General features: G+C 50.8%; 23 protein-coding genes. 11 read left to right on the top strand and 12 right to left on the bottom strand.

Annotated elements, in window-relative coordinates:
* The first annotated feature begins 110 nt into the window (after positions 1-110).
* Positions 111-752 (top strand): L,D-transpeptidase, encoded by a 642-nt coding sequence (locus H6G89_RS11790; RefSeq protein ID WP_242059916.1) that lies wholly within the window; start codon positions 111-113, stop codon positions 750-752.
* A gap of 268 nt (positions 753-1,020) precedes the next feature.
* On the opposite strand, the gene H6G89_RS11785 is transcribed toward H6G89_RS11790, so the two are convergent.
* From H6G89_RS11785 to H6G89_RS11775, 3 genes are all read right to left on the bottom strand, one after another.
* A complete protein-coding gene (locus H6G89_RS11785; protein WP_190506315.1) occupies positions 1,021-1,416 on the bottom strand; it encodes a hypothetical protein in 396 nt (131 codons plus the stop codon).
* Positions 1,417-1,494: 78 nt separating this feature from the next.
* On the bottom strand, positions 1,495-2,367 hold the full coding sequence (locus H6G89_RS11780; protein WP_190506313.1) for an SDR family oxidoreductase: 873 nt from the start codon (positions 2,365-2,367) through the stop codon (positions 1,495-1,497).
* A 63-nt stretch (positions 2,368-2,430) separates the two neighbouring features.
* A complete protein-coding gene (locus H6G89_RS11775) occupies positions 2,431-3,369 on the bottom strand; it encodes a DMT family transporter (protein WP_190506311.1) in 939 nt (312 codons plus the stop codon).
* A gap of 72 nt (positions 3,370-3,441) precedes the next feature.
* On the opposite strand from H6G89_RS11775, the gene H6G89_RS11770 reads away from it, so the two are divergent.
* The 4 genes from H6G89_RS11770 (at position 3,442) to H6G89_RS11755 (ending at position 6,774) form a co-directional block, all read left to right on the top strand.
* On the top strand, positions 3,442-4,095 hold the full coding sequence (locus H6G89_RS11770) for a dienelactone hydrolase family protein (protein ID WP_199336675.1): 654 nt from the start codon (positions 3,442-3,444) through the stop codon (positions 4,093-4,095).
* 246 nt (positions 4,096-4,341) lie between these two features.
* Positions 4,342-4,701 (top strand): hypothetical protein, encoded by a 360-nt coding sequence (locus H6G89_RS11765; protein WP_190506308.1) that lies wholly within the window; start codon positions 4,342-4,344, stop codon positions 4,699-4,701.
* 341 nt (positions 4,702-5,042) lie between these two features.
* The gene (locus H6G89_RS11760) at positions 5,043-6,437 is read left to right on the top strand and encodes an LCP family protein (protein WP_309229800.1); all 1,395 of its coding nucleotides are present in this window, start codon (positions 5,043-5,045) and stop codon (positions 6,435-6,437) included.
* Between the two features lie 82 nt (positions 6,438-6,519).
* Positions 6,520-6,774, top strand: coding sequence for a hypothetical protein (locus H6G89_RS11755; protein WP_190506305.1), 255 nt, complete (start codon positions 6,520-6,522; stop codon positions 6,772-6,774).
* Here the strand turns inward: H6G89_RS11755 and mdh are convergent.
* The 4 genes from mdh to H6G89_RS11735 form a co-directional block, all read right to left on the bottom strand.
* Positions 6,729-7,694: a malate dehydrogenase gene (gene mdh, locus H6G89_RS11750; RefSeq protein WP_190506303.1), complete on the bottom strand. Its 966-nt coding sequence runs from the start codon at positions 7,692-7,694 to the stop codon at positions 6,729-6,731. The genes H6G89_RS11755 and mdh overlap by 46 nt on opposite strands.
* 40 nt (positions 7,695-7,734) lie before the next feature.
* Complete coding sequence (locus H6G89_RS11745; protein WP_190506301.1) at positions 7,735-7,950, bottom strand: NAD(P)H-quinone oxidoreductase subunit O; 216 nt, start codon at positions 7,948-7,950, stop codon at positions 7,735-7,737.
* A gap of 320 nt (positions 7,951-8,270) precedes the next feature.
* On the bottom strand, positions 8,271-8,816 hold the full coding sequence (locus H6G89_RS11740; protein WP_190506299.1) for a late competence development ComFB family protein: 546 nt from the start codon (positions 8,814-8,816) through the stop codon (positions 8,271-8,273).
* Positions 8,817-8,955: 139 nt separating this feature from the next.
* Positions 8,956-9,867 (bottom strand): M23 family metallopeptidase, encoded by a 912-nt coding sequence (locus H6G89_RS11735; RefSeq protein WP_190506297.1) that lies wholly within the window; start codon positions 9,865-9,867, stop codon positions 8,956-8,958.
* Between the two features lie 185 nt (positions 9,868-10,052).
* Here H6G89_RS11735 and H6G89_RS11730 point away from each other — a divergent pair, with 185 nt between their 5' ends.
* Positions 10,053-12,404, top strand: coding sequence for a cation:proton antiporter domain-containing protein (locus tag H6G89_RS11730; RefSeq protein WP_190506295.1), 2,352 nt, complete (start codon positions 10,053-10,055; stop codon positions 12,402-12,404).
* Here the strand turns inward: H6G89_RS11730 and H6G89_RS11725 are convergent.
* Positions 12,401-12,616, bottom strand: coding sequence for an Hfq-related RNA-binding protein (locus tag H6G89_RS11725; protein WP_190506293.1), 216 nt, complete (start codon positions 12,614-12,616; stop codon positions 12,401-12,403). The two genes, H6G89_RS11730 and H6G89_RS11725, sit on opposite strands and share 4 nt — an antisense overlap.
* Positions 12,617-12,665: 49 nt before the next feature.
* Positions 12,666-12,809, bottom strand: a complete 144-nt coding sequence (locus tag H6G89_RS11720) for a hypothetical protein (RefSeq protein WP_190506291.1) — start codon at positions 12,807-12,809, stop codon at positions 12,666-12,668.
* 151 nt (positions 12,810-12,960) lie between these two features.
* Between H6G89_RS11720 and H6G89_RS11715 the strand changes: the two genes are divergently transcribed.
* The 3 genes from H6G89_RS11715 to H6G89_RS11705 are packed head-to-tail and all read left to right on the top strand — an operon-like array spanning position 12,961 to position 15,637.
* Positions 12,961-13,395 carry a hypothetical protein gene (locus H6G89_RS11715; protein ID WP_190506289.1) on the top strand — a complete coding sequence of 145 codons (435 nt, stop codon included), beginning with the start codon at positions 12,961-12,963 and terminating at the stop codon, positions 13,393-13,395.
* Between the two features lie 60 nt (positions 13,396-13,455).
* Entirely contained in the window at positions 13,456-15,471 is a 2,016-nt protein-coding gene (locus H6G89_RS11710; RefSeq protein WP_190506287.1) for a class I SAM-dependent methyltransferase, read from the top strand.
* 28 nt (positions 15,472-15,499) lie between these two features.
* Complete coding sequence (locus tag H6G89_RS11705; protein ID WP_190506285.1) at positions 15,500-15,637, top strand: hypothetical protein; 138 nt, start codon at positions 15,500-15,502, stop codon at positions 15,635-15,637.
* On the opposite strand, the gene H6G89_RS11700 is transcribed toward H6G89_RS11705, so the two are convergent.
* Positions 15,634-16,518: an alpha/beta hydrolase gene (locus H6G89_RS11700; protein ID WP_190506283.1), complete on the bottom strand. Its 885-nt coding sequence runs from the start codon at positions 16,516-16,518 to the stop codon at positions 15,634-15,636. The two genes, H6G89_RS11705 and H6G89_RS11700, sit on opposite strands and share 4 nt — an antisense overlap.
* Positions 16,519-17,101: 583 nt before the next feature.
* Entirely contained in the window at positions 17,102-18,559 is a 1,458-nt protein-coding gene (gene gatA / locus H6G89_RS11695) for an Asp-tRNA(Asn)/Glu-tRNA(Gln) amidotransferase subunit GatA (protein WP_190506281.1), read from the bottom strand.
* A gap of 463 nt (positions 18,560-19,022) precedes the next feature.
* Here gatA and H6G89_RS11690 point away from each other — a divergent pair, with 463 nt between their 5' ends.
* Both H6G89_RS11690 and H6G89_RS11685 read left to right on the top strand, forming a co-directional pair.
* Positions 19,023-20,294, top strand: a complete 1,272-nt coding sequence (locus H6G89_RS11690) for a serine hydrolase (RefSeq protein ID WP_190506279.1) — start codon at positions 19,023-19,025, stop codon at positions 20,292-20,294.
* Positions 20,295-20,421: 127 nt separating this feature from the next.
* Positions 20,422-21,273 (top strand): alpha/beta fold hydrolase, encoded by an 852-nt coding sequence (locus H6G89_RS11685; RefSeq protein WP_190506277.1) that lies wholly within the window; start codon positions 20,422-20,424, stop codon positions 21,271-21,273.
* 36 nt (positions 21,274-21,309) lie between these two features.
* Here the strand turns inward: H6G89_RS11685 and H6G89_RS11680 are convergent, their stop codons facing one another.
* Complete coding sequence (locus H6G89_RS11680; RefSeq protein WP_190506275.1) at positions 21,310-21,591, bottom strand: DUF1816 domain-containing protein; 282 nt, start codon at positions 21,589-21,591, stop codon at positions 21,310-21,312.
* Between the last annotated feature and the right edge of the window lie 43 nt (positions 21,592-21,634).

Raw genomic sequence — 21,634 nt, 5'->3', positions numbered from 1 at the left:
GTTTAGCGGGTAAAATCAGCCTGAGGATAGGTTAGCATAGCGTAACCTATACAGACGTTGGGCTTCTTACCTCGGCTCAACAACTCATCAGATTCGTCGGCTTAGAGTGGATGTCAACGGTTAACCCTTGTATGCAACGGTTTGAATGGTCTAAACCTTTCCCTTTATTCTCTCGTCAGGTTGCGATCGCCCTTTCTATCGGAGCAACCCAGGTCATTTTCGGCTCCACTCCTGCGATCGCCAACACTCCTCTACCACTCACGCCGCTTCATCCGTCGTTCTCATTTTCCTACGTTGATGTTCGTATTCCCGATTTGCCGCCGCTGGCTGCGCCATCCAACTATCTGCCGACGATTGAGGAGCCAGAACCCCACATTGTGTTGAAGCTGGGGCAACGCCGAGTCTATCTATATCAGGGCGATCGCGTCTTAGCCAGTTACCCCGTGGCGATTGGGCGATCGGATACACCCACTCCAACGGGTCGCTTTCAAGTATTTCAGATGATCGAAAACCCTCGCTGGCAAAATCCCTGGACGGGTGAAGTCACCCCACCGGGGCCCAATAGTGCGCTGGGAGTACGTTGGATTGGCTTTACTCGAATGCCCAATGGCATTATCGGATTTCACGGCACACCGACCCTTTCGTCGATTGGACGGGCTGCCTCAAATGGGTGCGTACGGATGCGAAATGAGGACGTTGTGGCGTTGTTTGCTCAGATCGAAATGGGTACAACGGTCATTGTTGAACCGTAGGAGAAATAAAGAAGGATAAACGATAAAAGCTGAAGCATGAAAAGGGCGATCGCGAAGGCTATAGTTGTAGCCACATTTGATGGGACGGAGGCGAGTCAGGAGCCCCACCCACAACTCAAGTGCGGGCTAATGGCATGAGGTCTGCTGAAGCAGACTGGACTGCTCAACAAAAAATAGGGGAGCTAAACCTTTAAGTCGCACGTCGCGCCGCCCCCCTACTCCCTCTTCTTTTATCCTTCAGCCTTTATCGTTTATCCTTCCTTTGCCCCTACGCCTCACTCTCTACTCCCTCAGTTGCCTCGTCTGTCGTTTCTTCAGTCAAGGCTTCGTCTAACGATTCATCTGTCGGGGTTTCGTCTACTACGGGTTCTGGTTCAGGTTGGGCTTTTACAGGGCGCGGACCGCGCATCGTTGCCAGATTAGCAGGAGCTTTGGGTTGGTCGTCGTCCCGTGATCCCCGTTTGCCGCCTTTGCCTTTCCCTTTTGATTTTCGATCGTCTGATCTCCGCTCGTCTGACTTGCCACCGGGGGGCTTATCTTTTGCCCGAACAGGTTTCGGGGTATCCCGCTTAGCAGTCAGTTCAGTTCCTTGAGCTTCGCCGCCCTCTTCGCTCGATTGGGCGATCGCTTGCCGCTCAGATTTTTTGATAGGACGTTCAACCATAGCTCAATCCATTTCACTGTCTCTATGGTATCTCGAACGGGATATGTCCCAATCAACGGATTTTAGATTGACCACGAATTAAAGCACGTCTCGCAGAAACGCTAACTCCTCGCGAATAGAACCGGGATTGTATCCCAACTCAAAGGCTTTGGAGCTGTCAAGTGAGACATCAGCAGGGCGAGGCGCAGGCATGGGCACATCGGCTTGCCGACAGGCACTGATATTCGCCTCCGTCAACTCCAGAACTTCCACCATGTGACGACCAAACTCATACCGAGACAGGCGATCGCATCCTCCCAAATGCAGGTAACCTTGTACCTGTTCGAGTGCCAGCAACAAACCTTGAGCCGCATCCCGACCGCTAACAGGAGTACGAACCTCATCCACAAACAGGCTTAAGGGCTTCCCCGATCGCATCGTTTGGAGAAAGGGCTGAAGAAAGCTGACGGCATTCGGTGCGTAGCCAAACATCAACGGCATACGACAAACCGCCACCCCCGGATGGCGCGATCGCATTTCTTGCTCTGCCAACACTTTTTGCTCGCCGTAGTGACTGATGGGACACACCGGATCAGTTTCTGTGTAAGGGGCGTTTCGTCCGTCAAACACCAGGTCGCTGGAAGTAAACACACAGGGAATAGCGCGATCGCCACTCAAGCCCGCTAGATTTGCTGAGGCAGTGACATTAATTGCATAAGCCGCTTCAGGTTGGGTTTGACACACATTAGGGCTAGATTGCGCCGCTAGGTGAATCACCGCATCGGGTTGTAGCGACTGAAATAGCTCCTGCAAAGCCCTGTAGTCAGTCAGGTCAACCTTCAACGTTGTCACACCAGAAATTGTCACTGGATGGGTTGCATAGGTGCCATAGACTTGCCAATTGGCTTGAGCCGCCTGACAAACATTCCACCCTAAGAACCCACTGGCACCCGTCACTAACAGTTTTTTCATAGCGTGCGCCTCCGGCGTTATCGCAAGGGTCGCGGTTGTCCTTGATCAGCATCGCCTACCATTCTAGGCTTGGTTTGCCTCCGTTTCAGCCGATTTACGAGAACCCAGGACGGCGATCGCCACCCCCGCCAGAATAATCACCGCCCCAACCAACACCCGAATGCCAGGGTTTTCACGAAAGACGATAAAGCCCAGAATGCCTGAGCCAACCGGTTCCGCCAAAATCACCAACGTCACTAAAGTCGGTGAAATCCAGCGCACCGCCCAGTTAAAACTGGTATGCCCGATCGCTTGCGGAAACAACGCCATCAAAAAGATATACAGGTACACCTCCCCCGAATAGCCCGTGTAAGCCGAATTAAACAGCAACGGCAACGGCAGCAACACCAGAGCAGCGGTGCTATAGGTCAACACCGCATGGCTACCAATGCCAAGCCCCCGTCGCTGCGCCTCCCGCCCCAACAAAAAGTACAAACTCACTGCCCAGGAGCCGATCAGAGCCAGAATATTGCCTAAGAGAGGATTACTACCCGCATCCGCTGTCTCTGAACCCGTCAACCCAACTAACACCCCCCCTGCCAGGGTAACGCCAATTCCTGTGGTTGTTAGAACCGTTGGCTTTTCCTTAAACCACACCCATGACAACAACGCTACCCAGATCGGATTAGTGGTTACGAGTGTTGTCGAAGCGGCGATCGACGTATAAGACAGCGACGTAATCCAGGTGCCAAAGTGCAGTGCCAGACAACCCCCCGCAGCTAATGAGTAATACATGGCGTTGGGTTGAAATGATGTGCTCCGAAAATTACGCCATGCTGGAACCAGCAACAACGCCGCCATCGTCAGTCGCAGGGCTGCCAGGACTAAACTAAACCCAACCCCACGAGCATCAGCCGCCGCTAATGCCAAACGAATAAAGATAGCGGCTGTCGAAACAGAGACAATCCCCAGCGTGAGGATCAGTCCGACTTGCCATGCGGTGGGCTTGGTTACAGAGGTCATGAACGTTCAATTAGGTGGAGTGCTAGAGTATTGTCGGTAATAAAACCTTACTCGGAGTGTGCAGGCATGGGAATGGACATTGACGGAATTGGCTACTTGGCGTTGCCAGAATCTGGATCAGGTCCAGGGGTGATTGTGCTACAGGAATGGTGGGGTCTGGTGCCTCACATCAAATCAGTTGCCGATCGCTTTGCAGCAGCAGGCTTTGTTGCTCTTGCTCCCGATCTCTTTAAAGGGATTCAAACCACCTCTCCCGATGAGGCGGGGCGATTGCTGATGGCACTCAACATTGACCAAACCGCTCAAGATTTGCAGGTTGCAGCCCGATTTTTATTGGGACAAGAGGCGGTGACCCTTCCCAAGATTGGGGTAGTTGGCTTTTGCATGGGTGGTCAACTGGCATTGTTAGCGGCAACTGTCAGCGACAATGTTGGAGCCGTCGTTGATTTTTATGGCATTCATCCCAACGTCCATCCCGACTTTTCTAAACTCACTGCTCCCGTTTTAGGGATCTTTGCTGAGAATGATAGTTTCGTTCCAGCAGATGCGGTTAAGGCGTTAGCAGCTTCCATTCAAGAGGCAGGAGGGGCGATCGCCACTCACACCTATCCCAACACCGACCACGCCTTTTTTAATGACACTCGCCCTGAAGTGTATAACGCTGAAGCAGCAACCGATGCCTGGAGTCGTACGTTAGACTTTCTTCAGAAGGAGTTAGCCGCATAGAAGAAAGAAAAGGGAAAAAAGAAAATAGAAGAAAGATGAAGAAAAAAATAGATGCTTTCAGCCCTCGATCTGTCTAACCTCCAAGTGCAAATGATTAGAACATAAGACTCTGGATGTACTTTATCCACACAGATCAACGGTATTCTCCATCGATTACTCTTCTTTACTTTTATCCTTCAGCCTTTATCGTTTATCCTTCTTTTTCTCTCTTCCCTCTTCTTTTTTTCTTCTCCTTCTCCCCTGCTTATGAAACCCGCTGATCCCTTTGGTGAACAAGACCTGCGTCGATTACAAACGTTTATTTACCTGATTCCAGTGGTTGGTTTTTTCCCGGCTCTATGGTCGCTCTATCGACGACAGGGGAACAAACAACAACGGGCAGTCAGTCGATTGGCGGTATTGTTGGCAACAGGCTGGTTGTTTGGGTATCTGCTATTAGGCACTGGAGCACAGGCATCTGATACGGTCGCATTGCCTTTTTTGATCATGAGTAGCCTGCTGACCTCTGGTTATTTCTTAACTAATGTTTGGCTGATGGTGCGGTTGTGGCGACGTAAATCTATCTGGCTACCCGGGTTGAGCCAGGTGGGCGATCGCATCCCCTAACGGCGATCGCATCCCCTAACGGCGATCGCATCCCCTAACGGCGATCGCATCCCTTAAAGAACCATTCAGGGTACTCACCCATCCAAATCGTACTATCAACCAGTAGTACGATGACACTGTCATGGATTTAGGTTAAAGCTAGTGAAGGTTCATTAAAAACCAGAAATATTACGTCGATTAAAAGAATTTTTTAGAAAATTAGTGAAATTTACAGATATAGGGTCTATATTTGCTCAAGACGTCACTTCAAGTTTCATAGCTCTAGATATAGTGTCTTTGAAATATCGACTTTGTAATCTCCTCAAAATTGACTTTGCATTTCCTTTAGTGTGAGCAAGTTTGTGTCAACTCGAATTTATTATCCTCCCTCCCCTCAACCCAAAGATCCGCGACGAAAACCCTCTAAACCCAATAAAAATAGAGGACTCTGGCTAGTGCTGGGATTGTTGGGCGTGGCGATGGTGTCCGCAACCGCAGGGGCACTGGTGGCAGTGTCGATCGCCAGTACGCCGCTGATGCAAACAGAGCTAAGCCCCGAAGAAGCTGAGGTGTTTGATCAGGAAAACATCTCCACAGGAATGGATTTTCGCTTGCCGCGATTGTCTCGCCCTGTCAATATCCTCGTGTTGGGGGTTAAGGTATTGAGTTCTGATGTCAACGAACCTCCACCAGAAACCCAGGATTTGGGCTACCACACTCTGGTGAACTCGTTTGAGGGATTGTCTGACACAATGTTGTTGCTGCGGTTTGACCCAGAAACCTCGCAGTTGGTTGTGTTGTCGTTGCCCCGCGACACCCGCACCTGGGTTGAAGGAGTTGGGCTCACCAAGCTGAATGAAGCTAACCTCTATGGTGGTCCTGCACTAGCCGCTTCTTCAACCAGTGATTTATTAGGTGGGGTACCTGTCGATCGCTACATTCGCATCAACGTGCAGGGGGTTGAAAAGCTAATTGATGCTCTGGGGGGGGTGGATATTTACGTTCCCTATGATATGTACTATCAGGACGACAGCCAACACCTGTACATCAACCTCAACCAAGGGGATCAGCACCTCAACGGCAGTCAGGCATTGCAGTTTTTGCGCTTCCGGCACGATCGCAACGGGGATATTGGGCGCATTCAACGCCAACAGATGATGATGCGGGCGTTAATGGAGCAAGCTCTCAGCCCAGCTACCATTACCCGCTTACCCCAAATCTTATCGGTCATTCAAGAAAACCTCGACACCAACCTCAGCGTCGAAGAGTTGGTCGCGCTCACCAGCTTTGCTTCAGAAATGAACCGTTCCAGTGTGCAGATGTTAATGCTGCCAGGAGAATTTAGTTCTCCCACGGAATATGAGGTGAGTTACTGGTTACCCAGTTCCAGTCGCATTGAAGAGATGGCAGCCCGATACTTTGAGGCGGGTGCTGTGGTCGATGAAGAGGTCATTCCAGACTATGTCCGAGTTGCAATTCAAGATAGTACTGGCGATGATCCCACGATCGATCGCGTCATCGACACTCTAGGAGAAGCAGGCTTCGGCAACGTCATCGTTGATGACCCCTGGAGCCAACCGTTGAGAGTGACCCGCATTATTGCCCAAGATGGCGATCGCGAGACGGCTGAAGCGATTCGGCAAGTTCTGGGAACTGGAGAAGTTCGCGTTGAAAGTACAGGCGATTTGCAATCCGACGTCACGATCCAATTGGGGCAAGACTGGCAAGAAATGCACTCAGCAACCACAGATCAATGAGATGATTATTTGTCCTTCGTCATTGGTCAATGGCTAAACGTGGAAGAGAGATGCAGTTAAGTTCGGTTTAAGAGCCCGGCGAATGAATTCGCGGCTACTAGAGCGAAGTTCGCCGACGCGGACTACGGAAAATCAAGGTTTAGGAGGGGTTTGGCAATGCCAAACCCGTACAGGGTTTTGTCGCGGTTTCAATTCAAATTGGTATGGTAAGGCGGAGGCGAGTCAGAGAGCCTGTCCAGATCAGGGTTTGAGCCATTGCCGTTGCCTTAAGCTTTCTGACCAAACCTATAATTACAACAAAGCCAGAGCCTTCTCGATATTCTGCCGCACTGCCTGAGCAGAAGAATGAAGTGCAGTAGATTCAGCTTCAGTCAGCTTCAGTTCTAAAATGCCCTCCACTCCGCGACAGCCTAAGCGGGCGGGCACACCAATAAAAATATCCTCCAGCCCATACTGACCATGCAGGTAAGCGGCTACGGGCAAGAGACGGGGTTGATTGAGCAGAATCGTTTCAATCATGACACAGGTCGAAGAAGCAGGAGCATAGTACGCGCCGCCTGTCTGCATCAATTCAACAATTTCAGCCCCACCATTGCGTGTCCGCTCGATTAAGCGATCAATGGTTGAAGCATCAAACAAATCTGTAATGGGCACACCGCTCACCGTGGAATAGCGGGGTAAAGGCACCATCAAGTCACCATGACTCCCCAACACCATCGCGTTGACATCGGCAGCAGCAATCCCCAACTCCAGGGCAATAAAGGTTTGAAACCGGGCAGAGTCAAGAATACCTGCCATACCCATCACCCGGTTTGTGGGTAGACCACTGGCTTGCCATGCCAGATAGGTCATGACATCCAGCGGATTAGTGACAACGATGAGCAGAGCATCTGGAGAGTGAGCGATCGCCTGTTTTGCAGCATCTGTGATGATTTTGGCGTTAGTCCTCAACAGATCATCCCGACTCATGCCGGGTTTGCGAGGCAAGCCTGCGGTAATCACCACAATGTCAGACCCAGCCGTATCCGCATAGTTAGTCGTACCGCTGATGTGACGGCTATGTCCTTCGATGCCGCTAGCCTCCATCAGATCGAGTGCAATTCCCTGCGGACGACCTGACACGACATCCAGTAACACAACATCTGCCAGATTACGTTCGACAATGCGTTGAGCCAAGGTTCCGCCAACGTTACCTGCACCAACAATCGCAACCTTTGCATGCTGACAGTAAACGGGGGAAGGGTTAAGTGAAATCATAATGGAACCCCATAGCAGCGATCGCCACAATCACAAATAGCTATTCAAATTTTTCGAGTTGGTCAGCTCGGAGCCAAACATTTGGAGTAGGCACATGCCCAAACTTGACCAGCACATAATCGCCTCGTGCGTCTACGACTTCACCCTTTGTCTCAAAAATATAAGGGGGGAAACGGGTATCACTTGCCTTCGCTTCCAGGCTATTGTCTAGCTTTTCTCGAACTGCGCGGACGATATCGCCTCTCTTAACTGCCATAGTGTTACTACCTAGACACAACTAAATCCTTTTTGCATTGTATAGCAACCGTCATGACGCTTATTGCACAAAAAAGCGGGCTTTCACCCGCTTAGCCAAACAGTATTCCAATGACAGAGATAACCAATCGATGCACCGTCTTAAAAACGGCTTTAGCTTTGATGTCTGAGCTAAGCTTGCCAACTCAAGCACCCTTGAAATCAGATTAATAGCTCCCTCAACCAGATCCCTTGATACCAGTCAAAGCATCAGGTTGGCTGAAAAGGTCATGAAACCTCCGCTCAGAGCTACTTTTTCTGTGAAGTAACCTTTTTGTAGGGTTAACTTTGTGGCTCTGCCTCATATTTATGGGCATAAGCTTTCAGCAGCGTGCTAACTTGGCTCAACACCTCATCTCCAGCATTTTTGCCGAGCACCTGCCGCTCAGGGTAGAAGTCAGGGCGATCGAGACTACGGGCGATCGCATCGCTGACTTGCTGAGCAATCAGAGCTTGCAGATCGTCTTTAGCACGCCCCCGTTGATAGTCGGCTCCTTCCTCGGTTGTGGCATACAGGGGAGGGAGACGGTTGAGTGCGTAAGCCGCAATATCACCTAAATCTAAGGTGCAATCACTGGTGGCTTCAATCTCGGCGACACGGGCGATCGCCTCAGTCAATACCAGTTCTTCCATCACGTTAATAAACTGCTTCCGGGGAACAGCAACCACTTCCCCCGTTAGCAAAGCTCCCATGAGCCGATCTAACGCCATGTATTCTTCGATTGAAAGCTCTGAGGCGGTATCACAAATGCGCCCAACTTCAGCTTCCATTGCAGGAGTCAAATACCCATCCTGTAGGGCTTGTTCAACAATTTTCTCAATACTCATATTGTTGTTCTCTATATCCAGGGAGACGTTGAGGGGGCAAGCTTATGTCCCTCAGCTATAGTTTGCCCCAGATTCCATAAAAGGCACCGAATTTGATATAGATTGTGTGAAACTTTCGCGCCAATGCTACAGGTAAGCTCTACTCAAACCCGTCATACCGCCAGGGAACAGGGTCAACCGACTGCCCATGCACATACAAGCCCCAATGTAAATTGGGTCCAGTGGCGGAACCAGTCGCCCCGATCGCCCCAATCCGTTGCCCTGCTTGCACAAAATCTCCCTCACGCACATCCATGCGGCTGAGATGCAGAAAAATGCTGGAAACGCCCTGCCCATGGTCAATACCAATGGTGTTGCCATGGAGCCGAAATCCTTCCGATTCGCGTCCTACTAACACCACTCGACCGGGAGCCGGAGCCACCACTGGGGCACCTGCACCACCGCCGTAATCCACGCCTCGGTGATAGTAGTTTTGCGCAAAAACACCGTTGTAATACCGCCGTACCCCGTACACGGAGGTAATTTCACCCCCTGCCGGACGGGCAAATGCCCCGCTCCAAAACTTTTCAGGCGTCACTAACCGCTTAAACTCATTCACCCGATTAAACTCAAAATCTGTGCCGTCAGAACCACCCCCCCTCACGCGGATGCGCTGTGTGGGAAAGGAGCGATCGCGCAAGTTTACCGCTAAGTTGCTGACATCCTGACCATCCGTGACCTGAATCGTCATCCGCCCAGGGCGATCGAGCGGAGTCGTGGGCAGCAGTGCTCGATAACGATTGGTGCCTGTGGCAAACGTTGGGTAGGTCTTCTGGTTAAAGGTAACTGTGGGAGTTGTGTTGGGGCGATCGCTCTGCACAATTACCGAGATCGTGTCTCCCAGTTGTGGATTCGTTGGCTGCACCTGCACTTGAAACGCTTGAGCAGGGCTAGTTAAGACCGATAACAAAACAATCAAGCCAAAAAATAGACTAAGAATCAATCGAGGCTGACGAATCAGACGATTCAATTGAGGAGAGACAACGCGGAGTCTAGAGATCAGAGAAGTCATGGTGAGGAGGCGACGATGAGGAGGCAAACACTCTTGACCAGATAGACTAACATTCCTTTCCCAGGAGTTCCAACTGTTTTTACAAATTACCTGTTTCACCCAATCTCCTCTCCCAGTCACCTACAAAACTCTGTATTCTAAGAATTAAGACTATTTAACATTTCTCTCAGGATCGCTAGGAACCCGTGCAAGAAGACGTCAGGCTGATTGTTGATTTAGTAATGGTATTAGCAGCAGCAGCTGGAGGCGGATTGCTCGCCGCGTTGTTAAAACAGCCCGTGTTGCTGGGTTATTTGGTGGGAGGGGTGTTAGTTGGCCCTGCTGGGTTGGGGCTAATAAAGGAATTAGTTCAGGTAGAAACACTGGCACAACTGGGAGCTGCATTTTTGCTGTTTGCACTGGGTGTGGAATTCTCCTTTGCTGAATTGAGGAAAGTGCAAGCCATCAGTTTGGGGGGAGGGACGCTACAAATTCTCTCCACGATTTTAGTGACGGCTCTGGTTTCGATTGGTATTGGCTGGGTTACATCTCCTACTCAAGGGGTGTTTTTAGGGGCTATCTTGTCGCTCTCATCGACCGCGGTTGTGCTCAAGTGTTTGATGGAGCGCAACGAGACGGAAACCCCACACGGTCGAGTCATGCTGGGCATTTTGGTAGTGCAAGACCTGGCATTAGGACTGATGTTAGCGGTGTTGCCTGCCCTCGATCGCCCCGCTGATGAGATTGGTATTGCTGTCGGGTGGGCATTGTTGCAAACCGCTCTGCTAGCCGCAGGAGCGATCGCCGCTGGCATTTGGGTGATTCCCTCGCTGTTGCGGTTGCTGGCACGGACGGAGAGCCGAGAGTTATTTCTGCTGGGTGTAGTCGCGCTTTGTCTTGGCATTGCCCTGTTGACAGAGCATTTGGGGCTGTCGATTGAGATGGGGGCATTCATCGCCGGACTCATGATCTCAGAGGTGGAGTACGCCGACCAAACGCTGACCTACGTAGAACCGATTCGTGATATCTTCGCGAGTTTGTTTTTTGCAGCCGTGGGGATGTTGATCGACCCGGTGTTTATCTGGAACAACCTGGAATTGATCCTGGGATTGGTTGCTCTGGTTTTTGTCGGCAAGTTTCTCATCGTCACACCGCTGGTGCGAGCATTCCGCTATCCCCTCAAGACTGCCTTGATTGCCGGGTTGGGGTTAGCTCAAATTGGGGAATTTTCCTTCGTCCTGGCGAGTAAAGGTCAGGCATTGGGGATCGTCTCTCGTCAGGTTTACCTGCTGATTTTAGGAACAACTGCCGTTACGTTAGTCTTCACACCGTTTGTGTTGCGATTGGTGCCCCAACTCTTCCTGTGGGCAGAGACTGTTCCCTGGTTTAAGGATTGGCTGGAGGGTGCCGATCGCGCCGTTGAGATGTCAGAGGATGTGCCCACCCAAGATCATGTTGTGGTGTGCGGATATGGGCGAGTCGGTCGCAATATTGTCCGCCTGTTGCGGGAGCACAACTATCCGGTTGTGGTCATTGACCAGTCGGAGCAGGTGATTCAGCAGGTGCGTGAACTGGGTGTGTCCTACATCTACGGCAACGCGGCGAGTCTACACGTCATGGAGGCGGCAGGAGTGACCCGCGCCAAAGGAATGGCGATCGCCCTACCTGACCCGATGAGCACTCGGCTGTGCCTCAAGCGTGCCCTGGAACTAGCTCCTGATCTGGATGTTGTCGTCCGAGCAGGACAGGATAAAGACATCGAATTACTGTATCAACTGGGCGCACGGGAGGTGGTACAACCGGAATTTGAAGCAAGTTTAGAGCTATCCTCCCATCTACTAGTTCAAATGGGATTGAACCCTGGAACAGTCCAACGGGAAGTGGCAGACATCCGCAACAGTCATTACCTTGACCTGCGCCCAGAACAGTCTCTGGATGAGGTGTCCCGCGAACTCCGCAGTGCAACACAGGATATGAACCGCCAGTGGTACACCTTACCGGATACGTCTCCTTTAGTGGGAATGACCCTCGAAGAGGCTGATTTGCGGCGGTTGCTAGGGGTTAGCCTGCTGGCGATTCAACGCACAGACGGGCAGGAAAAGGACTATCCAGACAGTCAAACGGTGTTGCAAGGAGGCGATCGCCTGTTGTTGGTGGGTGAGCCGGAGGAGCTAGCTGCGTTTAAGGATCTGGCAAAAGGCGAAGCCCCAGTCCGTGCAAAGGAAATGGCGTGCTGTCAGTGGCTGATCGTGCCTAATCATAGCCCAGTTATCAACAAGACCCTGGCTGAGCTAGATCTGAGCCGTCAACATGGCGTGCAGGTACAGGCTATTCGCCGCGAGGGCAAATTCATTCGCTTCCCCAATGGCACCGCTGAGTTGGAGCTAGGCGATCGCCTCTTGTTATGTGGCAGTGATGCTAATCTAAAGCTGGCTCAGCAGTGGATCGTGCCATTGACGCTGGTATCTAAATTGCCAGTTGCAGCCGTCACAGTTCCGGTGAGTGAGACGGTGCCAAATCTGGTATCAGCCGATGGGTCACGCGAACCAGACAACTAGAGCTTGGGTTTGATAAATACAATGGCATTGCGCCAGATAATTGTGGGCTGGTCGTAGTGATCAATGAGACAAATGCAGTTTTGATCTTGCCAGCGCATCTTGCCCGTCAATAGATCATTTGTGATCAGCTTGAGTTCAACTTCCCGCTCTTCCCGAATCATGGTTTGAATTTGGCGGATGCTCGGTAGACCAGTTTCAAGTTCGGTTGACATATCAGTAATCCTTATCAGTAATCCTTTCAAAAAGTGGCGATCGCTGTTGCTAATTTAACCTGAGTTCGAGATTCAGGATTTTGGCGGTTGAAACCGCAGCTATCGGCACAAAACCAACCTGCGTCGGTTGAGCGAACCTGTGATTTCCGGTAGTCCGCAACAGTGGACTGCGTCTTGATAGCCGCGCATTCATTCGCCAAGTGCTTAACCCGAATTGACGTTAATTTAGTTCAAGTCTACTGTGTCGTGCTACTAACCTGCGTCTAATTCACAGTTCAAATTCACAGTTCAAAAAACTCTACAAAAGGCTGAATTAGATTTAGCTGAGTTCAACGCTGGACTGGATGACTATGACCCTTTGGCGATCGCGCTATCCCCGAAACGTCTACCCATCATCCCGCTTGAGAAGTTTGCTTCTGTTGTCAATCACAACGTTTTTAACGGCTTGTCAGTCTTACATTCGTAGTACTGAATCCAGTCAGAATGGTCAATTTTGCATCGTCGTGCGTTCTTACCCGATGTTGATTGCGATGCCAGGACAGGGCAGCGATGCACCGGGGGAGGTAAATCTGTACGACATGACTGGACAAAAATTAGAGTCTGCTTCTCTGGAAATGGTGCAACTGTTTGAGGGAGCGACTTGGGCAACTAATCAGGTCATGGTCGATCTGGGGCTGAATGTCGAAACCTGGCAATTGCCTCAAGAGCAGGAAAATCAGCCGGATTCTAGAGAACCGTCAGACGCTTGCACACGATTTGAGCTAGAAAAAAGCTCCTGATTTATTCCCGGCAAACCATAGCCCCCGACTACACTGAAGGAGAACTGTAAATGTCATGCTATGGCTATTTCCCAATGGCTGCACCAGGCATCCGAGGCTCTGTCGCACGAGCAACCCGATCAGGCGATCGCTCTGTATGAGCAGTGCATTGAGGCTGAGCCAGATGAAGCGTCTCATTACTGGCGGTTGGGTTTGGCGCAACTGCTAGCGGGTGATGCATTGGCGGCAGAATCTACCTGGGTGTATGTGTTGGCTCAAGGGGAGCCAGATCAGGTCACAGCATGGACAACGGAACTGGTGGGGATATTGTTAGAAGCAGGCGATCGCTACTCCAGCAACGGCAATCTGGAGACAGCAGAAGCAATCTATCGTCAGGCGTTACAGCAATCTCCCAGCGATCCCGCCGTGCATCACCGTCTAGCTGGGGTTTTAGTCAATCGAGGTGAGTGGGATGTTGCCTTTAACCATGCCTATGTTGCGGTGCGGCTCGATCCCCAAAACTTAGACTACCTCTCTCGATTTGCCCGGTGTTTGCCCCATTTAGCCTTTGCAACTGTGGATGCGGAGTTCTTGCAAACGATAGAGCATTGCTTTGACTTGCCAGAAGTGGATCAGCAAACCCTGGGGGCGATCGCCACCTATCTACTCAAGCTGACTCCAGAGATGACTCGTCTGTTGCACGACCGTGAAGCAACTTTAATCAATTCAGCCCAATCAGAGTTGGAGTGGCTGTTTCAGCAATCGTTACTCCAGCAGATTTTGATACGGTCAGTTTTGGTTGACCCGGAAGTAGAAATCTTCCTGACTCACCTCCGCAAGCAACTGTTGGAGCGATCGCCCGACCCAAACTCACTCGCATTTGTAGCGGCTCTAGCTGTGCAGTGTTTCAACAATGAGTATGTCTTTGCGGTCAGTGCGGCTGAAGAGCAAACACTACAGCAGCACCAAACCCAGCTTAAGCAGCAGTTATTATCGGCTGTCACGACTCCTGTCACGACTACAGAATTTCAACTGCAACTCGCAACGATCGCAACCTACCTTTCATTGCACACTCTATGCGGGAGCGATCGCCTGTTAGAGGTTACCTCCGAATCCTGGCATCCCCTGATGCGATTGCTGGTCAAACGGAGTGTGCGCGATCGCCAACAAGAACAGACTATCCAAACAACCCTTCAGGCAATCACTCCAATTCAAGATGAAATCTCCCTCGCGGTTCAAACTCAATACGAGGAAAATCCTTACCCTCGCTGGATTAGCCTTCCGAAGATCGCTCCTCGTCCGCTGACTACCCTATTGACTAGCCTACTACCCCACTTTTCTCCACCCCCCTTTTTGCAAGAACCTCTACAAGTTCTCGTAGCTGGATGTGGCACGGGCAAACACGCGATCGACGTGGCTCAAACCTACGAAAACAGCAATGTAGTTGCTGTTGATCTCAGTCGTGCCAGTCTTGCTTATGCCAGTCGCATGGCAACGGAACTCGGTGTGCAAAACATCACTTTCTATCAGGGCGATATTTTGGAGTTGGGATCACTGCAACAGTCCTTTGCGGTAATTGAGTCGGTGGGTGTGTTACACCATCTGGACGATCCGGTAGCGGGTTGGCGGGTGCTCGTCAACCTGTTGAAGCCGATGGGGATCATGCGAATTGCTTTGTATAACGATCGCGTCCGACAACCTGTCCAGTCAGCACGAGCATTCATTGCCAAACGAGGCTTTGAACAGACGACCAACGGCATTCGGCAAGCCAGACAAGCCATCTTTGAGTTGAATACCGATGATTTGGTGACACAGGTGATGCGATCGCCCGATTTCTACAGCTTAAGCGGTTGTCGAGATCTGATCTTTCATGTGCAAGAGCAAAACTACACCCTGCCACAAATTGCCGAAATCCTAGAGCACCTTGGTTTACACTTGATTGGGCTAGAGCCGATCGCCCCCGATTTAACTCAGGCATACAAAGCTCAGTTTCCGGACGATCCCACCCTAACTAATCTGACCTGGCTCGACCAATTTGAGGCAACTCATCCCACTGCCTTCTCGGCTATGTATCGGTTTTGGTGCCAGAAGGGTTAGGAAATGACCAAGTTTAAGACCCTGGCAAATGAATTCACGGCGACCGGAACCAAATCTGCCGTCGCAGGCTATCAAAAATCAAGGGTTAGACGAACTGATACAGGTCGGTTTTGTGCCGACAGCAGCGGTTTCAACCGCCAAAATCCTGATCCCGAATTCACATTAATCAATCACTGCTGGATTAGGGATCGTTTCCTGCACGAATTGCTCCACCACTCGCAAGTATTCTGCTCCTGCGGTATCTCCCACATTGTTATGCCCTGCCCCAGGGACTAGCCAGAGTCGTTTCGGTTCAGGAGCCGCATCAAACAAGCTCTGACTCATATCCGCCGGGACTTCCGTATCTGCTATGCCATGAATAAACAACACTGGCATTTGTAAACGGGGCACTTTGTGAATTGAGTCAAACCGTTGAGTCAACACGAGATCGATTGGTAACAGACGATAAGGCGGCATACGGTTGGTCATCTCCCGAATGGAGGTGAACGAACACTGCACAATCAACCCGGCTGCATCGGGCTGCTGAATGGCTAATTGAGTGGCGATCGCCCCTCCCAGGGAATGCCCGTACAGCAAAATCTGTTGCGGCGGAATCTGCCGTTCCTGCGTCAGATAATTCCAGGCGATCGCTGCATCTTCATAGACCTTCACCTCCGAGGGAAAACCGCCTGTGCTCTTGCCATAGCCACGATAGTCGATCAACAACACCGATAGCCCTAACCGATGAAATCGCTCTGCCTGAGCGACATTGGCACCGATATTGGCACCGTTGCCATGCAGATATAACACAACACCTCGTGACGTTGATTGCGCCGGAATCCACCAGCTATGTAGCTGGGCAGGGGGATTGCCATTGCCCACAGACAACCACACATCCTCATACGCCATGCCAAACTCGTCAGGAGTCGTCTCAATGTAAGGGGATGGAAAGAAAATGAAGCGGGTCTGTCGAAAATAGAGATAGAGACAAATCCCGCCATAGGCAACGAGCAGCAACCCCACTACACTCAGAGACAACCAGCGAAACGACGCAAATAAGCTTTTCATACGGATGAGATAGAAGGGGGTATGAGGCATTAGTTAACGTGAATTCGGGATCAGGATTTCGGCGGTTAAAACCGCCGCTATCAGAGCAAAACCGACCTGCGTCGGTTCGTCAAACCTTGATTTTCGGTAGTCCGCGTCGGTGGACTTCGCTCTAGTAGCCGCGAATTCATTCGCCGGGCTCTTAAACCGAACTGACGTTAGTTAACAGTCATTAGTCATTCGTAAACCATTGACCGGTAGTGTTTCAGATCTGTTGCCACTAACCCCTGGCTGTCGCCGTCCCCCTTACCAAGGGGGACTACAGGGGGTCTTACAGAGGTTATCAACAGGTTTGGAACACCACCCCATTGACCATTAACCACTGACCACTAACCATTGAGCATTGACCATTAACCATTAACCATTAACCATTAACCATTGACCATTGACCATTAACCACCAACCACCAACCATTGACCATTGACCATTAACCACCAACCACTTTACAGGCGGGTTTAGCAGACCCATCTGCTAAACCTGCAATGGATTTGACGACAAAACCCGCGCTCACCCAATATCGAACTTATTTAATTCGCTTTCCTAACTAATCCAACTGCGGTGTTTGCTCATGCCAGGGGGTTGCTTGCTCGTAAGCATACGCTGCTGAAAACAACAAATCCTCCCGTAGGACATTGGCAATCATCTGCAACCCAATCGGCAACCCCTGATCATCAAAGCCACAAGGCAAACTCAACGCAGGAAGCCCTGCCAGGTTCACCGGAATGGTCATCAGGTCAGAGAGGTACATGCTGAGGGGGTCGTCGGTCTTCTCACCCGCCTTAAAGGCTGTAGTGGGCGATGTCGGACACACTAAAATATCTACTTGCTCAAAGGCGCGTTCAAAGTCTTGCTTGATCAGCGTTCGCACTTTTTGAGCCTTCAGATAATAGGCATCGTAGTAGCCCGCCGACAACGCATAAGTGCCAATCATGATGCGGCGTTTGACCTCAGCCCCAAACCCTTGAGCACGGGTTTGAGTGTACATATTCAGCAGGTTATCCGGATGGTCTGTCCGAAAACCATATTTCACCCCGTCATAGCGAGCCAGATTGGCAGATGCTTCCGAGGGCGCGATGACATAGTAGGTTGGTAACCCATACCGGAATTGTGGACAGGAAATGACTTGAGTTTGTGCCCCTAATTCCTGCAATTGTTGAACCGCTTTATTAACGGCAGCTTCAACCACGGGATCAAGTCCTTCGCCAAAGGTTTCCTGAATCACCCCAATCCGTAAACCTTTGATCGACCCTGCTCCCGTCAGCGCAGCCGCATAATCAGGAATTTCTACTTTGAGGCTGGTCGAGTCTTTAGGGTCATAACCCGCGATCGCTCCCAGTAATCGAGCCGCATCCTCCACCGATCGCCCAAAGGGACCAATCTGATCCAGCGATGAAGCATAGGCAACCAAACCGTAACGAGAAACTAACCCATAGGTGGGCTTCATCCCCACGACACCACACAAAGCAGCGGGCTGGCGAATGGAGCCTCCTGTATCCGACCCCAGGGCGATCGGTACCTGTCCTCCAGCAACAGCGGCGGCTGACCCCCCAGAAGACCCTCCAGGCACTCGCTCCAAATCCCAGGGATTGGCGGTGAGTTGGTAGGCAGAGTTTTCAGTCGAACTGCCCATGGCAAACTCATCCATATTCGTTTTGCCGACAATGATGGCACCCGCTGCTCTCAACCGGGCTGTCACCGTCGATTCGTAGGGTGGCACAAAGTTTTGCAGAATCTTAGAACCACAGGTCGTGGGAATGCCCTGGGTACACATATTGTCCTTCACGGCGACCGGAATTCCGGTTAGCGGTCCCAGCGTTTCACCGTTGGCAAGTTGGGCATCGACCTGTTTTGCCTGCTCTAACGCCTGCTCAGCCGTAATGTACAAAAAGCTCCGCAGCTTTGGTTCTAACGCTTGAATACGATCCAGGGTGGCTTGAGTGATTTCAACGGCAGAGCGTTCTTTGCGAGTGAGTTGATCGTGCAACTCGCGAATCGATGGCATGGGCTGACCTCTTAAAGGAATAATTTCCTGAACGAACGGATCGATCTTCTGTATGAATAACAGCGTGAGTGATTGACGCTCTCAAAAACAAACATTCAGAAGATCCAAATCAATAGGGGAAACATTAAAGAATTCTAGACAAAACTGTAACAGAACGGGTATTTTTCATTTAGTCTACCTTTGGTGTTCCTAATATTTGAAAACACTATATGTAGCTGAATTCAGATTATCGACTATCGTCATGGTGAGGTAGGCTGTTACGAATATTCGAGATCGGTGTTGAAGCTCACTCAAATAAGTGACATTAACCCTCTAAAATCAGCTTTTATATCCCTGTAGCAAATTCGGTCATCCGGTCTACAGACGAGGCGATCGCTCAAGGTTTCACTGGTTGTTGGCTAATGTGGTGTTTCAGTGGTGTGAGGTAGACATGCGTCGGTGGTTGCTTGTAAAGGTTCCAATAATGACCCTGATGTTGGCAGGGGCGATGGTTGCTTTTCCACTGCGATCGATCGCGCCCGTTTTAGAAACACCCTACACTGAAGAACTCGAAGATCCTCAAATTCAATCCCTGGAAGACCTGTATCAGATCCGCGATCGCCTCCGGGCTGAGCTTGAGTCTCCGGCAGCAACCCCCACTCTGACAGGAATCGGTATTTTCTCGGCTCCAACGACCCTCTTACAAGAGTTGCAAGCCGTTGAGATTCGCATTCAAGTTGAAGAAACCGCTGAAAAAAATTGGGATCGGGCACGTCAACTGGCAGACGAAGCCAGTGATTTAGAAACGCGATCGGATGACTCTCCTGAAACGATTAAAAATATTTATTCCCTCTGGCAAGAAGCCGTCAATGCTCTTAAGCAAGTCCCTCAGGACACTTTCTTGACGACTGAGGCAACAACCAGGCTAGAGGAGTATGAAAAGAATTTATCCGCTGCTTCCTACAACTACGACACATCGCGATCGGGCTTCCTCAAGGCGATCGCCGAACGAACAGAGCTACCTCCCGAAGATGTGTTTATCACCGTCTGTAACCTGGCAGGGGAGTGTCGCCGCTGGCAAGGCAACAAAACGCCGGCGAGTCCTGCTAGCTTGATTAAAATGCCCGTGGCGATCGCCCTGATGGAAAAAGTCGCTACTGACAACATCAACCTTGACACCAAGATCACAGTCAGTCGGGGCAACTACACTGAGGATGCCTCTGATATCTGGGTGGGGTCTGAATACACGCTCCGCAAACTGCTGGAACGCATGATCAACCAGAGCAGCAATATTGCAACTAACCAGTTGATCGACTATCTGGGACGCGATTACATTAACCAGGTCATGCGCGATCGCGGCTTTCCGGTTACGTTTGTGGATTACAAACTGGTAGGGGAGAGCACCTTTCCCGCCAATGCAGGGTCAAGACCCAATCGCTTCAACACGGACGAGATGACCGAGATGATGCGGCAAATCTACGCTCAAGAGCATCCCGGAGATGACGTTTTGATCGAGATTCTGGCAAGCCAATATGACACTGTGTTGGGCTACGACGGCTTGCGAAGCACCAGAGCAATTTGGATGGGCGAAAAAACCGGGCAGAACTCCAAAATGTTGGGCACTACCCTGGCGTTTACCGTTAATGGTGAATATTACGTCGCAACCGTTGCCCTCAACTACACCGCCAACGAACGGGCATTGCGCCGTTGCATTAACGACATCGCCAAACACATTGAGCAGCAAGGGCACTTGTAGAAGAGGAAGAAAGAGTAGGGAAGAGGGAGAATAGAAGGAAGAGCGGGATCAAAGGCTTCAGGGAATTCTCTTATCCCTCATGCTTCATCCCCTTCTTTTTTCTTTCTTTCTTCTTCCTTTTTCCTCCATGTCTCATCATCCTGCCTTGCAACTGGCAGTTCAAATTCAGGGATCAGGGTATCCTATCCTCTGCCTGCACGGACATCCAGGCTCCGGAAGCAGCATGTCGGTTTTTACCAGACACCTGTCCGATCGCTTTCAAACTATTGCTCCTGACCTCAGAGGCTACGGGCAAAGCCGCGTTTCAGAGGAGTTTGAGATGGCAACCCATTTGGTGGACCTGGAAGCCTTACTCAATCGCCTCCACATCCGTCGTTGCCTGGTGCTGGGTTGGTCGCTCGGCGGTATCCTGGCAATGGAACTGGCACTTACGTTGCCAGAAAGAGTCAGTGGATTGATTCTTGTTGCCACCGCCGCACGACCCCGTGGCAGCCATCCCCCCATGTCCTGGCAAGATAATCTGCACACAGGCATCGCCTCCCTGGTCAATCGGGTCTACCCATCCTGGCAATGGAATATCGACACTTTTGGGAAGCGATCGCTCTACCGCTATCTGATTCAACAGCATACTACTGTCGCCTATCGATATCTGGCTGACGAGGCTCTGCCCGCCTACCTCCAGACATCTGCCTATGCTCACCGGGCACTTAACCAGGCTCTGAGGTCAGGCTATAACCGACTAGAGGCGTTAGCGACGATCCAAATTCCTGCGTTGGTTTTAGCAGGGGAGTGCGATCGCCACATCACCGCTCAATCTAGTCTAGAAACAGCCCAGCACCTCAGAAACTGTCAATTCAAGTGTTATCCACAGGTTGCCCACCTGTTTCCTTGGGAGATTCCAACCCAGGTTTTAGCAGATATAGACCAATGGATTGCCACTCAGCCCGACGCAGTTTGCCCCAGTCATTTGTTCCAATAATCCTGTCTAAACCAACTGACAGGGTTAATTCAATTTCTACAGTTGGCTGCTTAAAGCCCGCGACCCATTGCGACTATTCATCTGAGACACTTCGTCATCAATGGTTAAACTGCTGGGCTTACACCGCTTAACATTAACCTTGATCCCCTGCGCCCCTTCCTGCTCAAGGTCTTCAATATAACCACCTTGAGCCTCTTCAGCTTCCTTACCACTTGAGAATGGACCAAAGTAATAGGTGCACCGAGGGGTTTCTGTAATCACCTCAACCCACCAAGCCAGCCCAACCGTATTAAGAACGCTTGTCCAAATTTCGCTCATAATCCCCGCAAGTTATTCTCTATACAACAGATGCACAAAAACT

Source organism: Oscillatoria sp. FACHB-1407 (assembly GCF_014697545.1).
In the GTDB taxonomy this organism is placed as follows: domain Bacteria; phylum Cyanobacteriota; class Cyanobacteriia; order Elainellales; family Elainellaceae; genus FACHB-1407.
Note: the sequence above shows the minus strand (reverse complement) of the source record. Positions and strands in the feature narration are given on the sequence as shown.